At 42.3% G+C, this 14,113-nt stretch carries 11 protein-coding genes; 9 read left to right on the plus strand and 2 right to left on the minus strand.

What is annotated here, in order from left to right:
• The first annotated feature begins 99 nt into the window (after positions 1 to 99).
• From V7L31_RS19965 to V7L31_RS19995, 7 genes are all read left to right on the plus strand, one after another.
• Positions 100 to 858, plus strand: a complete 759-nt coding sequence (locus tag V7L31_RS19965) for a sugar transferase (protein ID WP_334697892.1) — start codon at positions 100 to 102, stop codon at positions 856 to 858.
• Between the two features lie 497 nt (positions 859 to 1,355).
• Positions 1,356 to 2,435, plus strand: a complete 1,080-nt coding sequence (gmd, locus tag V7L31_RS19970) for a GDP-mannose 4,6-dehydratase (protein WP_334697854.1) — start codon at positions 1,356 to 1,358, stop codon at positions 2,433 to 2,435.
• Positions 2,436 to 2,458: 23 nt separating this feature from the next.
• On the plus strand, positions 2,459 to 3,403 hold the full coding sequence (locus V7L31_RS19975) for a GDP-L-fucose synthase family protein (RefSeq protein ID WP_334697855.1): 945 nt from the start codon (positions 2,459 to 2,461) through the stop codon (positions 3,401 to 3,403).
• Between the two features lie 72 nt (positions 3,404 to 3,475).
• Entirely contained in the window at positions 3,476 to 4,051 is a 576-nt protein-coding gene (locus V7L31_RS19980; RefSeq protein WP_334697856.1) for a 5-formyltetrahydrofolate cyclo-ligase, read from the plus strand.
• Positions 4,052 to 4,089: 38 nt separating this feature from the next.
• The gene (locus V7L31_RS19985; protein ID WP_334697857.1) at positions 4,090 to 5,100 is read left to right on the plus strand and encodes a catalase family protein; all 1,011 of its coding nucleotides are present in this window, start codon (positions 4,090 to 4,092) and stop codon (positions 5,098 to 5,100) included.
• 205 nt (positions 5,101 to 5,305) lie between these two features.
• Complete coding sequence (locus tag V7L31_RS19990) at positions 5,306 to 5,467, plus strand: hypothetical protein (protein ID WP_334697858.1); 162 nt, start codon at positions 5,306 to 5,308, stop codon at positions 5,465 to 5,467.
• 69 nt (positions 5,468 to 5,536) lie between these two features.
• Positions 5,537 to 6,370: a carbohydrate ABC transporter permease gene (locus V7L31_RS19995; RefSeq protein ID WP_334697859.1), complete on the plus strand. Its 834-nt coding sequence runs from the start codon at positions 5,537 to 5,539 to the stop codon at positions 6,368 to 6,370.
• Positions 6,371 to 6,423: 53 nt separating this feature from the next.
• Here V7L31_RS19995 and V7L31_RS20000 read toward each other — a convergent pair whose 3' ends face one another.
• Positions 6,424 to 7,077: a sugar transferase gene (locus tag V7L31_RS20000; RefSeq protein ID WP_334697860.1), complete on the minus strand. Its 654-nt coding sequence runs from the start codon at positions 7,075 to 7,077 to the stop codon at positions 6,424 to 6,426.
• Positions 7,078 to 7,534: 457 nt separating this feature from the next.
• Complete coding sequence (locus tag V7L31_RS20005; RefSeq protein WP_334697861.1) at positions 7,535 to 11,587, minus strand: hypothetical protein; 4,053 nt, start codon at positions 11,585 to 11,587, stop codon at positions 7,535 to 7,537.
• 704 nt (positions 11,588 to 12,291) lie between these two features.
• Here V7L31_RS20005 and V7L31_RS20010 point away from each other — a divergent pair.
• The gene (locus tag V7L31_RS20010; RefSeq protein WP_179065484.1) at positions 12,292 to 12,993 is read left to right on the plus strand and encodes a Crp/Fnr family transcriptional regulator; all 702 of its coding nucleotides are present in this window, start codon (positions 12,292 to 12,294) and stop codon (positions 12,991 to 12,993) included.
• A gap of 377 nt (positions 12,994 to 13,370) precedes the next feature.
• Entirely contained in the window at positions 13,371 to 14,111 is a 741-nt protein-coding gene (locus V7L31_RS20015; protein ID WP_179065485.1) for a DUF2232 domain-containing protein, read from the plus strand.
• Positions 14,112 to 14,113 lie beyond the last annotated feature (2 nt).

A 14,113-nucleotide genomic window follows, 5' to 3' on the forward strand; every position in this document is an offset into this window, starting at 1 on the left:
GCGTCTTATTTTTTTAGGCTTTTGGCAATTTCCCCCAGAAGAACCTCATTTTGGCTTTAATATTGGGACTATGTGTGGTGTGGATTATTAAGGAGTATGATGACTGCCCAGAGCTCACTCCTCTCCGGCAAGCGGGGCGTACGACAAGACACTAAAGCGTCTACGCGTACTTTCTTAAAACGCGGTCAAAAAACAAAGACGCCAAAAGTTAAACCCAAAGGTTTATCTTTTCAGGGTTTAAACGGAGAGTTTGCCAAACGACTGTTCGATATAGTGTTTTCGCTGTCAGTATTAATTTTGTTCTTCCCCGTCTACTTAATTTTGGCTTTGCTGATTGCCTTCAGCTCAGAAGGCCCAATATTTTATGTCCAGGAACGGGTAGGAAAAAATTACAAAGCGTTTAATTGTATTAAATTCCGAACAATGGTAAGCAATGCAGACGAAATCCTCATGCAAATGATGGAAACATCGCCCGAATTGCGACAAGAATTTGAAAGCAGTTTTAAGCTGAAACAAGACCCCCGGATAACCAAAATTGGTCAATTTTTGCGAATTACTAGCTTAGACGAATTTCCCCAGTTCTGGAATGTTTTAAAAGGGGACATGAGTGTAGTCGGCCCTCGACCCTTGGTAGCAGAAGAATTACCAAAATACGGTTGTCACATTGATGAGATTTTAACAATCCGTCCAGGAATTACTGGTTTGTGGCAGGTATCTGGGCGTAATGATATTCCCTACTCTCGGCGAGTCCAAATAGACCTGCATTATGTCAAATTTCGGAATTTCTGGCTTGATTTATGGATCATCTTGAAAACTGTTGATGTGGTCATTTTGCCCAAAAATAACGGGGCATACTGAGTAGCTACTTAGGGTCGATTCTGTGGGGCAGTTAATGCCCCTAAATAGCAATTATTTCCTTAAAACTATAAAAATCTATATAATTATATAATTGATCCATATTTTATGTATTTCTACTTAACTCAGAATTCTCTGAGTGTTTATCAGTGGCTCCTTTTGCCCTAATTTAGACTTTTGACAAAAGTCTAAATTTCAAATAGTTATTTGATTCAATCTTCACAAAATCAGAGATATGTGAAATTTTGACAAAAATAACAAGGTATACGAAAAGAATCTTAATTTATTTTGTAAAGGAAAAATATACATAATTATAATAATCTTGCTTAAGTTTGGACTTACGTGTTAAATTACTTTTTATTAAGTATATTTATTTACGTAAAAATTTTCATAGCAACAAGAACTCGTAGGTTTCCCATTAGGCAATTGAGCAATTAGTTGCTAGGTTGTATGAGATTGCTTGTAACTTTTTAATCAAAGACAATAAGGTATAATTGAGCATGACGCAACAGAAGCGAGCGTTAATTACTGGTATTACTGGTCAAGATGGTTCATATCTGAGTGAGTTTTTGTTGGAACAAGGTTATGAGGTTCATGGCATCATTCGTCGGACTTCTACCTTCAACACAGACCGCATCGATCACATTTACGAAGATCCCCACAAAGATGGAGTGCGGTTGTTTCTTCACTACGGAGACTTGACAGATGGTACGACGTTGCGGCGTATTTTAGAAGAAGTAAAACCAGTAGAGATTTACAACCTCGGCGCTCAATCCCATGTTAGAGTCAGCTTTGATTCACCGGAATACACGGTGGATGCTGTAGGAATGGGAACGCTGCGTCTGTTGGAAGCAATTCGAGATTACCAACATCGTACTGGTATTCAGGTACGATTTTACCAGGCGGGTTCTTCAGAAATGTATGGTTTAGTACAAGCAATACCTCAAACTGAGACAACGCCCTTTTATCCCCGCAGTCCTTATGCCTGTGCGAAAGTTTACGCCCACTGGCAAACTGTAAACTATCGTGAGTCTTATAATTTATTTGCTTGTAACGGCATACTTTTTAACCACGAGTCACCACGGCGGGGTGAAACCTTTGTAACCCGTAAAATTACTAGAGCCGTTGCTGGTATCGTTGCTGGTAAACAGAAAAAGATTTACATGGGTAATCTAGACGCAAAGCGAGATTGGGGTTATGCGAAGGATTACGTTAAAGCAATGTGGTTGATGTTGCAGAAAGACCAACCAGACGATTACGTGATTGCTACTGGTGAAACCCATTCAGTGCGGGAGTTTTTGGAACTAGCATTTAGTTATGTGAATCTCAATTGGCAAGATTATGTAGAGTTTGATGAGCGTTACCTCCGTCCATCTGAGGTAGAACTGTTGATTGGCGATTCTACCAAAGCACGCCAGAATTTAGGCTGGGCACCATCAGTAACCTTTGAAGAACTAGTTTCCTTAATGGTAGAAGCAGACTTACAAGCATTAGGTCACACTTCACCTAATGGCAATGGTTCGCAATTTCCAAATGATATTGCGACTGTTCGTCAACAACTGGGCGCTTTACACTTCTGATTTGCACCAGAGAGGATAAAAATATGACCGCCTTAGAACTAAAAAATAAACGCATTCTCGTCACCGGTGGGTCGGGGTTTCTAGGTCGTCAGGTGATAGATCAACTGTGTAAAGCTGGGGCAGATCGTGAGAAGATTACGATACCGCGATCGCACGATTCCGATTTACGTGTTTGGGAAAATACCCAACGTGCAGTTGACCAGCAAGACATAATTATTCACCTAGCAGCTCATGTCGGTGGCATCGGTTTAAACCGCGAAAAACCCGCAGAGTTGTTCTACGATAACTTGATTATGGGAACCCAGCTAATTCACGCTGCCTATCAAGCTGGAGTAGAAAAATTTGTTTGTGTTGGTACAATCTGCGCCTATCCTAAATTCACTCCCGTGCCATTCAAAGAAGATGATCTTTGGAATGGCTACCCAGAGGAAACCAACGCCCCTTATGGAATTGCTAAAAAAGCACTTTTAGTTCAATTGCAATCTTACCGTCAGCAGTACGGTTTTAATGGGATTTACTTACTGCCAGTAAATTTATATGGCCCAGAAGATAACTTTGACCCTGAAAGTTCCCATGTGATTCCCGCATTAGTTCGCAAAGTTCACGAAGCCCAAATTAAAGCAGAAAAACAACTTCCAGTTTGGGGTGATGGCAGTCCCACCCGTGAGTTTCTGTATTCAGAAGATGCATCTCGGGGTATTGTTTTGGGGACTCAATTATATAACGAATCGGAACCAGTTAACTTGGGAACCGGTTATGAAATCTCTATCCTTGATTTAGTAACTCTAATCGCCGAATTGATGGAATTTAAGGGGGAAATTGTTTGGCAAACTGACAAGCCTAATGGTCAACCCCGTCGCTGTTTAGATACTGAACGGGCAAAGCAAGCCTTTAATTTCACGGCTCAAGTGAGCTTTGAAGAAGGGCTAAAAAATACCATTGAGTGGTATCGTCAACACGCCGCATAACGATGTACTAATGAGTGTAAGGTACTTAGGCTGGGCATTGCCCAGCTTATTTATTTGCAGCTATAAATTTTCATGGAAAAAGTTAATCATCAATTAAATAAAGCAGAAATACGCCGCACTCTACTCAAAACACGTCAATCAATGTCTGTTGGAGAATGGAGAGAAAAAAGCGATCGCTTATGCTTTAATTTACAAAACTCTACTTTGTTTACCCAAGCAAAAACAATCCTCGCTTATTTCAGCTTTCGCCAAGAACCTGACCTCAGTCCCTTATTTGCAAACACCAAATATCGCTGGGGATTTCCCCGCTGCGTTGATAAATCTCTGTGTTGGCATATTTGGACACCTAATGATTCTGTCCAAAGCGGTGCTTATGGCATTACTGAACCTCACCCCGATGCTCCAGTTTTAGATGCTGCGGAAGTAGATTTAATTCTCGTCCCTAGTGTAGCTTGCGACTATCAAGGATATCGTTTGGGTTATGGCGGCGGATATTACGATCGCTTGCTCAGTTTACCGCAGTGGCAGACAAAGCCAACTATCGGAATTGTCTTTGATTTTGCCTATTTGCCCCAAATACCTATTGAACCTTGGGATAAACCACTACAAGCTGTTTCTACGGAAACCGGATTGACTCAGAAAGGCTGAAGGATTCAGGATAATGAAGACACATTATCAAATGTTTTATGACTAACCCAGCATCATCTAACACTGAGCAGGAAGCAATAATTGACGAGATTATCGCAGGTAGTCTCCAAGCTCAACAAAAAAATGGCCCAGACCTCCGCCAAATTCATAGCAAAAGTCATGGACTCCTTTCGGGAGAGTTTATTATTGAACCGAATCTTTCTGAAGACCTGAGAGTAGGTTTATTCAAAACGCCCCAAACCTATCCTGCATGGATTCGGTTCTCTAGCGGTGGTTCGCCTCAAAAACGTGGTAAATTCCACTCCGATAGCCAACCGGATGTTCGCGGTATCGCCATCAAGGTGATGAATGTGGACGGGCAAAAAGTGCTGGATGATGAAGAAAAAACTCAAGATTTTATACTCAACAACTATCCTACTTTTTTGACCAAAGACGTTCGTGATTACGCGGATCTTTCCAAAGCAGGTAGTGGACAACTTACCCCAGAACGGCTGGAAGAACTTGGTTACGCATTTGCTATCTTGCAAAAAATTGGTAGCCAAAAGGTAGGAAATCCGCTTTTGATTCAATATTGGAGCATGGCTCCGTTTAAATTTGGTAGTCGCATTGTCAAATTATCTGTGAAATCTCAACAGCCTGAACAACCACCAGAAACGCTTCCAGAATCGGAAAATTACCTGCGAGAAACGCTAGTCAAATATTTGACTGAAGAAGAACAAGAAGCATCTTTTGACTTCCTAATTCAGTTTTATGTAGATGATGAAAAAACGCCTATTGAAGACCATATTAAAGAATGGCAAGAAGCAGATTCACCGTTTATTAAAGTTGCAACTGTCCGCATTCCTAGTCAGAAATTTGACTTTGAAGAACGTAAACGTTTAGATGAAGGTATATTGTTTTCCCCTTGGCATACACTCCTAGAGCATGAGCCTGTTGGAAGTGTGAATCTCTCTCGGAAGAGGCTTTACAGCGAACTTGCAAAGTATCGACGAGAACAAATTGCCCAACGTTCGCGGGAACCACAACCTTATGTTGCAGTTGAAGATTAACGATTGTGAATTGGCTTTAGACTGTAAGAGAAACTTTTGAAACCTGTGTACACAAGCTAAGTTGCAAAAAAATTGTAGGTTGGGTGAAGGCTTTGCGTAACCCAACATCCTGATAATCAGTTGGGTTGCGCTCCGCTCCACCCAACCTACTCTACTTAATCAACGACTTATTTAATAAGTCAGAGAATTTAATCCCCAACAGCAATTGTGGACATATCATTTTGCTTGGAATGATGATGCTACAGAAATTGTCGGAATTACATCTGTAGGAAGAGCAACAATTTTGGCTTTAAAAATGAATCGTCTGCAATTGATTCGTGTGCGGAAAATGTGGGTAAGAATGGGTGACCATCCATCGAATATTTGACACCAGATATAATCGCTTGTGATAAAACATAAGTTAATTTAAAAAAAGATAATTTCCTATATTAATCAAATGCTGAACTGGAAAAAATCACGATCGCAGATTCTAATGTATGCAGTGTTGGGAGCGATCGCACTGTTGATGCTCTTTCCTTTACTATGGCTAATTAGCACATCCTTAAAATCGCCTACGGAAAATATTTTTCAGTCGCCGCCACAGTTGCTACCCAGTCAACCGACACTAAATAACTTCTCTAGTGTGTGGAACTCTTTACCTTTTGGGCAATATCTGTATAACAGTACTTTGGTGTCAGTGCTGACTGTAGGCTTAAATCTGCTGTTTTGCGCCTTGGCTGCTTATCCGTTGGCGAGATTGTCGTTTGTGGGGCGAGACTGGATTTTTGTAGCGATCGTCTCTACGATCATGATTCCCTTCCAAATCGTGATGATTCCCCTTTATATTTTGACAGTCCAGTTGGGTTTGACAAATAGTTATTTGGGGATGATTTTTCCCAGTTTAGCTTCTGCCTTTGGCATTTTTCTGTTGCGCCAAGCTTTTATGAGTGTCCCCAAAGAAATAGAAGAAGCTGCCCGCATGGATGGCAGCTCAGAGTTAGGATTGTGGTGGCATATTATGTTACCGGCAGTTCGCCCAGCACTGGTAACTTTAGCTATTTTTGTATTTATTGGTGCTTGGAGTGACTTTTTGTGGCCTTTAATTGTCATCCAAGACGAAAATTTATACACTCTTCCCTTGGGAGTCGCAAAGCTAGCAGGTACATTTTCCCTTGATTGGCGGTTAGTAGCTGCTGGCTCAGTGATTGCGATCGCCCCAGTATTATTACTATTTCTGTTTTTACAACGTTACATTGTACCCACAGAAACAGGTAGTGGCGTTAAGGGGTGAAGGGGGCAGGGGAGAAAAAACTATTGATTATTGTCCAATCCCTAATTCCCAATTCAATAAGCACCAGTCTTTTTAAATACCACCCAGATAGTTTTAATAATCAGACTCAGGTCATAAGTTATAGACCACTTGCGTTGATAATCTATATCCATTTTGACAATAGTTTCAAAGTCTGTAATGCTCGAACGCCCATTCGCTTGCCATTCTCCGGTAATGCCTGGTTTGACTCGTAATCTATCCCAGTGGTGTAGCTCGTAATGACTAACTTCATCAGGAGTCGGTGGACGAGTACCAACTAAACTCATATCTCCTAACAAAACATTCCAAAATTGAGGAAATTCATCTAAGCTAGTACGCCGTAAAAATTTACCTACAGGAGTAATGCGAGGATCGTCAACAGATTTAAAGATGTGACCTTTAGCTTGATTCTTAACCAAATGCTTGAGTTTATCAGCGTCAACAATCATGGAGCGGAATTTCCAGATTCGGAAAGTTTTTCCGTTCAAACCACAACGAATTTGGGAATAAAATATTGGACTTGGCCCATGAATAAAGGTAACAATCGCCACAGGAATTGCTACCATAAATGTGATTATCAGCCCCACAATGGCTCCAATAATGTCAATTAATCGCTTTCTCACGCTCAAAGTTGACGGGTGTGAAGGCTGTTGTAAACAATTAACTGAATAAAGATAAAGATTATTCACAGGGGCTAACTTATTTCATAACAGGAATCTTTTCATTAGTAGTCTAGACATAAACATGATTGTTAGGCGATTTTTAGTGCTTTTGTCCTTACTACTGAGTGTTACTATACACAGATTTTAACCAATAGAAAAACCGAAAACTCAAATTTTACAGAATCTTTCAATTAAAGTCATAGATTGTAAATCTATAGTATTTGTCTCTATTACCTAAATAAAAATATTACTATCGTACACATCCAAAAAATCACTGTGCTGAAGTACTACTAGTACCGCAAGGCGGAATTAAAATTTAAAATTTAAAATTTAAAAATGAGTACAGCGTAAGCGTCTCATTGATTTGGAATGGGTGGTTTATTTACGCCGTGTTGTACTAGTACTTTGTTAAATTCCAAATGCTCATGACGTAGGCATTTGGAATTTTGGGTAGTATTCTTATTTCTAGCGTCATGTACCAGTTTCAATGAGCAACCTCTAAAGCAAAATTCTCTATATATGCTTCCTCCAATGATTGCTGATTACTAGCTTTGATTGCATCTAGATAGCGACGCAAAGATAACAGTTGTTGGTAATTTGGACGATAAGTAAGACTCCCTTGTTTTTCAAAAAGTGATGCAGTGGCGATCGCTTGATAGTCAGGATTTTCTTGCGAACTCTGGGTGAGCCAGGTTGAATCTGTGACTGAGGGTATTAAACCCGAAGGCAGTTCACCTTCCAAAAAAGCCAACAGCCTTTGCTGACAAATGCGAGTATTGATCCCACGACCCTCAAATAACTGAATAACTTCACCGAAAGATAAGGGTCGGTCTGGTAGCAGCCGCAGCAATTCTGTAAATAAGAAATAATCAGTGTATTGTTGCCTGGGTATATCTAAAATTTGGGGATGCAGAGGCAGCATCGCCAAACCATAAGCAACCCGACTGCAATTAGGAGCGCCGTTGTCACCGAGATATGAATCTTGAATAATCTTAGCGCTGGGGAGTTTTTGGCGTAACCAGCGATTCACCGTCGCAACACAAGCCACCCCGCCAGTTAGAATCGCTTGATTAATGGCTTCTGTGGGGATGCCACGAGCTACCAATAACTTGTTGAGTTCTCGATTGAGGCGGCGCACAAAGGGGATAAATACCTGGCTTTCTAAATCTCGTCGCTGCAAAATCCACTGCTGATCGGCTAATTCTAGGGTAAAAGAGTCTTGGTGTTGCAAAATCAGTTTTAAGGCTAGTGCTGCATCTAATACAGCCTGTCCCAGTAGAGAACTTTCTAGACGTTGCTGGAGGCGAATTCGAGCGGTGATATCTGGTTCTCCAACTCTGGGTAGTTCTAATTCTTCTAACCCTAAAGTCTGCCAATGCATTTGATCTAAACCGGGAATTGACGGTTGCCATTGCCAAGGATTACTGGTGGTAGTTTTGCGCTCGCTTGGTGTTTCTGAGCGCGATTGTCGAGATTTCGGTGGTAATAGCAGCTGGCAAATAATATCTTGTTCAATTCCTTTACCAGCATAAGCAAAACTGTGGAGCATGAAATCATTGTATGTCAATTGCACCAAGCTTTCTGGTACATTCACCAGCAGCATTTCTGTGGCAGTTGTCCCAATGTTAATCACCAGGGTGTTGCCAATAATCGGCTGTTCGCTAGTTTTTGCTGGACGATCGCTTTGACCATCGGTTAATTTTACTTGCTCACCGTTAGCTGCATTGAGTTCTGGGAGTAGACTAGCGATCGCTTCTTCAACAAAAAAGACTTGCTGCGGATGTTGAATGAGTTTGCTGGTGAGTAAGGCTTCCCGCACATTAAAGCGATATTGTTCCGACCAGCTAGATGGACAGGTGCAAATGACACCCGCAATATTATTGATAATCTGGGGAAAATTTTGTTCGCTGATCCCAACAGCGGCAGCCATTAAACTAGGGGTGGTAGAAGTTTTTTCAGATTTGAGGGTTAATAGTAGCTTAGAGAGCGATCGCACAATCCAAATCAAAGGCCCTGCTGAAAATTCATTTAATTGCAAAACAGGTTCCCATTTGTGTCTTTCACTCTTGTAGGGAATAGCTACTTGCAAATAGGGCTTTAACTGCGCCGAGTAGAGATTATTGATCGTCGAATCTGCTGTTGATCTCGGTGTTGTAGGAGTGATGGGGGAGCGATCGGGCACTTTATCTTGAGCAACAGCCGCAGGTGTTGTCTGCTCATGTGTTTCGGCACTTTCGTTTTCACCGTGGGGTATAGAAGCTGTAGGCAGATAAACTTCTGTTGGCAAACGAAATGATTGCTGGAACGAACTTGTTCCCGGTGGATTCTCTGCTGACCAGTAGATAGGATGTACAACAAAAGTCGAGCGATTTAATAATGCGGCAGAAATTCCTGTTGTACCTAAATCAATTCCTAAATACCACACTGGTTCTATAACATTAGGTGCAACCTCTGGATTATTTATGGAGTTGGAAATTGTTGCCGAAGAACTTTCTTGAACAGGAGTTACGACTTCCTTTTTTTTGTCAGTTTCTATCTGGGGAACTGCCAAACTGGAGAAAGCAGCAGTTGAAGTATTTTCAGCTATTCGGAGATTTTCAGAGGAAGTTGTGGGGATGGTGTCTTGAGTTGTATCAAGTATTTCTGAGAAAATATCCAAATTGGTGGCTGGTTGTGACTCAGAATTTAGCTGCCGATCGAAATTAGCCAAATCCCGATCTAATTGCTGCAACTGTTCTTCATCTAGGGAAATATCAGGTACGGCTGGAGCCTGGTTTGACTCAATAGAAAGCAAGTTTTCTTGGGGTGAAGCAGCAATATAGTTATCTGAAGTCAGTTCTGGCCGATCGTCGTTAATTAATACTTCCGATGTTGCGATATCTTCTTTGCCAGTCGCTTCGCTTTCCTGTAGGGGTACAGTAGGCTTCTCTTCTCCTGTCGGAGACGCTGCACGAACGGGAGGTTGCGCGTAGTTTTCTTCCTCCTGAGGATCTGGCAACGTAATTTCTGCGACTTCTGGAGTAACTGGTGCTGTAGTTGGGACATCCTCCATGAAGGATAATACTTCCAGCGATCGCTGCTTACTACTTGTATCAGGCAATAGGTCAGTTAGGGTATTAATTGTATCAACACTAGCTGGCTGAGTGTCGATTTGCGTGGGTAAACTGTCTGTTTGTGGGGTAGAGAAGCTCAGAGGTAAGTCTAGATCGGAATCCTCTTCAAAAAACAGTTCTTCCTGTGGCTCTGATGAATCTGTAGTTTCTCCTAAAGTTTCTTGGGTTGAAAAACCTGTATCTGGTAATACAACGGCAGAATCCCCAGTTGGAGTTACAGACGGGGGGACTGTGGAAATCCCTAAGTCATTTGTGGCAACATCGAGGCTGAGATTATTAACATCACCAGCACCAAACAAACTGGCGTAAAGTTGGTCTACTTCATCACCAATTAACGCAGAAATATCTTGCGGTAATTCGGTCGGGGTTTCAGAAGATTCAGACGAGTCTAAACCAAGCTGTAACAACGCTGCATCTAAATCTTCCGTGAGGTTAGTCTCCTGTTGCTCAGAATTAATAATGAGTGGAGATGAAGTTTCTGGTTGTGTCAGTTCCAAGGGGTGGGGCGCAACTTCAGCAGCGATCGCGCCTGGTTCAGGCAATGATGGTAGTGTCTCAGATTTTATCCCCAAGAAAGACTGCTGGGAACTAGGAGATTCTTGCTGCAAATGCTGGGTCAAATTATTGAGAAAGCTAGTCATCAGCTGTTCACCCTGCATCCCCTTGCTATGCATTCTTGCCAGTGCTTGCGACAGAGATTCGTAATAAGTATTAATGTTGCGCTGTAGTGCCTCAAAGACTACATTCACCGTCCCATCTAGTGATAATAGGCGCTGATCCAAATCCCTAGCTAGCTGGGTTAACCGCTCCACACTCTCTGGTGATTCTAAAAAAGGTTGAGTTACAGAGGTTGCGTGATTAATTTCTCCTGAAGAACTGGCGGAATTGTCCGCTGTCTTTTTGATCACTGGTGTTAAAGTTGGCACAAGGCGACTCATGAGTACCTGTAAAAACTCGGTAATCATTTGCTCTTGGTTAGTCAACTGCTGCGCTAGGGAATAGTTTTGCAAACGCTTTTGTTCTAGCTGGCGAATTTCCTGTATCAGGTTGGCTCGCTCTTGCAAGAGCGATTCTAATTCCGATCGCAACGGCTGAATCAATCTCGAAAATTCATTTTTTAATTGTCCAGCGTCAACAGTACTCGGTTCCTGACTGGGTGCGAGCTGCGGTAGTGGATACTGGTTGCGATCAATAAATTTTGTTAATAAAGGCGGACGCGATTCTTCAGAAGACTGATTTGGGATGCCGTTCTCTAAAGCTTCTTTTTCTTGTAACCTCACCAAAAAGTCGCGAATTCGTTCTAAAACTTCTTTAGGCTCTTGCACCTGACCAGAAAAAAATCTAGATAGGCGCTTGCCACCACTGGCAAGTAAATTGTCAATGTCTGCGATCAGCTTTTGAATTTCATCAGTACTAGAAGTCACTTTTATTACCTTATGTAGAAAATTGTCTCAACTAATATAACAAGTACTTTACAATCACTATTCGCGCAGCGTCTCCCATCAGACAAGTTTTGAGTGGCAAAAACTGCTTTGTCAAAAGAGGCAAGGGAGCAGGGGGCAGGGGAAAGACTGAGACGGAGCTTGGCCCCAGTCCAAGCGTTCTGGAAGAACGGGGCTTCTCTGCGAGACGCTTCGCGAACATACCCATGTTCCGCAACGCTTGTCGCAGAGGAGAAGGGCTTGCTCCCCTGCACCCTCTGCCTCTTCGGTGACTGTCATTATGTTATGGATTACTGGCAGCCGTGGCAATCTTCAGTCAGTCTTTGTTCGAGAAGCTTCGTTTTAGAGGTGATTAGTTGCCTATTTTTGAAAATCGCTAAAATACCTGAGCAATAATTTACTCCCTTTAGTATCATTGATGTTGTTTGCCTATATTCTGAACTAATCAAGTTTGCAGTGCAGCTAGCCCCTAAGCAATACAACCGCCGGCTATAAACTACTTTTTGCAAAACTTTTACTCCGTTTAAACTTATAGGTAAAGATTATTTAGAAAAACGTTCTTGTCGCTTTCTTGTGTAGCATAGTTTAGTTTTCTCTTTGGAAGGGAACTGTGCAATGATAGCTGAGGCTAAAAATGGCGCTCTTGTTTGTTGTGTGTACATAGCAGCTTGAATAAAGATGTTGTAATGGAAGACCGATATAGCTTGCAAGCACAGGCTAATCCCTGGATGATCACCTCCGCTCCCTTTTTTCAAGGGTTGCCAGAAACGGCTGTGGAATCAGCCCTCATCCATCTTGTCACCCGCACTCACCCAGCCAATCAGGTAATTCTGCTAGAAAATGACTGGGGCGGTTCTGTGTATTTTATTATGGACGGATGGGTAAAAATTCGCACCTACAATCTGGAGGGAAAAGAGGTAACGCTGAATATTCTTGGCAAAGGAGAATTATTTGGTGAGATGGCGGCGCTAGATGAAGTGCCTCGCTCTACAGATGTGATTACCTTAGCGCCAACGGTAATAGGCAGTATGCCTGCTCAGGATTTTGTCAAGTTACTTCAGATAGAACCCTTAGCAGGAGTTCGATTGGCGCAACTAATGGCTCGACGTTTGCGGCAAGTAAATCGCCGATTGCGGTTGCGGGAATCTGATAGCCAGTCAAGGGTAGCAGATACGTTGTTATTTTTGGCAGAAGGACAGGGAAAAAAAGGGCAAACAGGAACCGAAATCCCCAATTTACCTCATCGAGAATTGAGTAGCTTGAGCGGACTGGCGCGGGAAACGGTGACGCGAGTCTTGACGAGGCTAGAAAAAAAAGGCTTGATTAAACGGGATCAAGATACTATTTGTATTCCCGATTTGTCAGCCTTAGAAAGAATGATCGTTTAGCAGGTAACTCCCTTTCCTTCCCCAACTGATCTAAGAGATGCTATGCGAACAGCTAAGAAAAGTTGTCGAGAAATGGGTAGTGGGTACTGCAAAAGAAATTCTTTTAAGATTTGGTTGGGATATAAATCCCCATCCAAATTTTCCCAGTCGCTAGTAGTTTATCCCATTAATTTTGCAGGGCTACTAGATCCCCGACTTATTTAAGAAGTCGGGGATCTGAACACCACTAACCTCTCAAAGCTTTTGGGACAGACCACTAGTCTCTAGTACACTGCGGCATAAATAAACCACTTACGTTGTATTCATTTTTAATTTTTAATTTTTAATTCCGCCTTGCGGTACTAGTCCCCAATCCCCAGTTTAAGAACTTGTCAGATATGAGTATTTTAGATTCTCTCCCAAATGAGCCAGAGGAAGATCCATCTCCTGAATCTCCAACTCCTCAGAATCATTGGTTAGATAAAGAACAGCAGTTAATGCCTCCTCAACTCAAGGCTGATGCGCCCTTAAGGATGGTAGAAACGGCATTTTTAGCCAGTACCGCTAGTTTAATTTGGTTTATTAATTTTTACTTCCCCTTGGGGCCAGTTTTGCGGATATTTTTTCCGGTGCCGATCGCTTTAGTTTATCTACGTTGGGGCAAACGTGCGGCATGGATGGCAGCACTCACCTGTGGATTACTTCTGACAGTACTTATGGGGCCAGCCCGTAGCTTGCTGTTTGTCATGCCCTACGGGTTCATGGGCGTGCTTTTAGGAGCGATATGGTATCGTCGTCGTGTTCCCTGGATTGTTTCTATCACCTTGGGTACGCTATTGGGTACTTTGGGAGTTTTTTTTCGGCTATGGTTGCTGTCTGTTTTGTCAGGTGAAGACCTGTGGATTTATGTGATTACCCAAGTGACAGAATTCATTGAGTGGGTATTTTTGAAGCTGAGTTTGTTGGCGAGTCCCAGTGTATTTTTGATTCAAGTGGGAGCGATCGCTTTAATTCTACTCAACAACTTTATCTACCTTTTTGTAGTACACCTGGCAGCATGGTTGCTTTTTGACCGCCTGGGCAACCCCATTCCCCGCCCACCCCACTGGGTGCAAGTCCTCATGGATTATGAGGGATAGTC

Source organism: Nostoc sp. (genome assembly GCF_036916655.1).
GTDB lineage: Bacteria > Cyanobacteriota > Cyanobacteriia > Cyanobacteriales > Nostocaceae > Nostoc.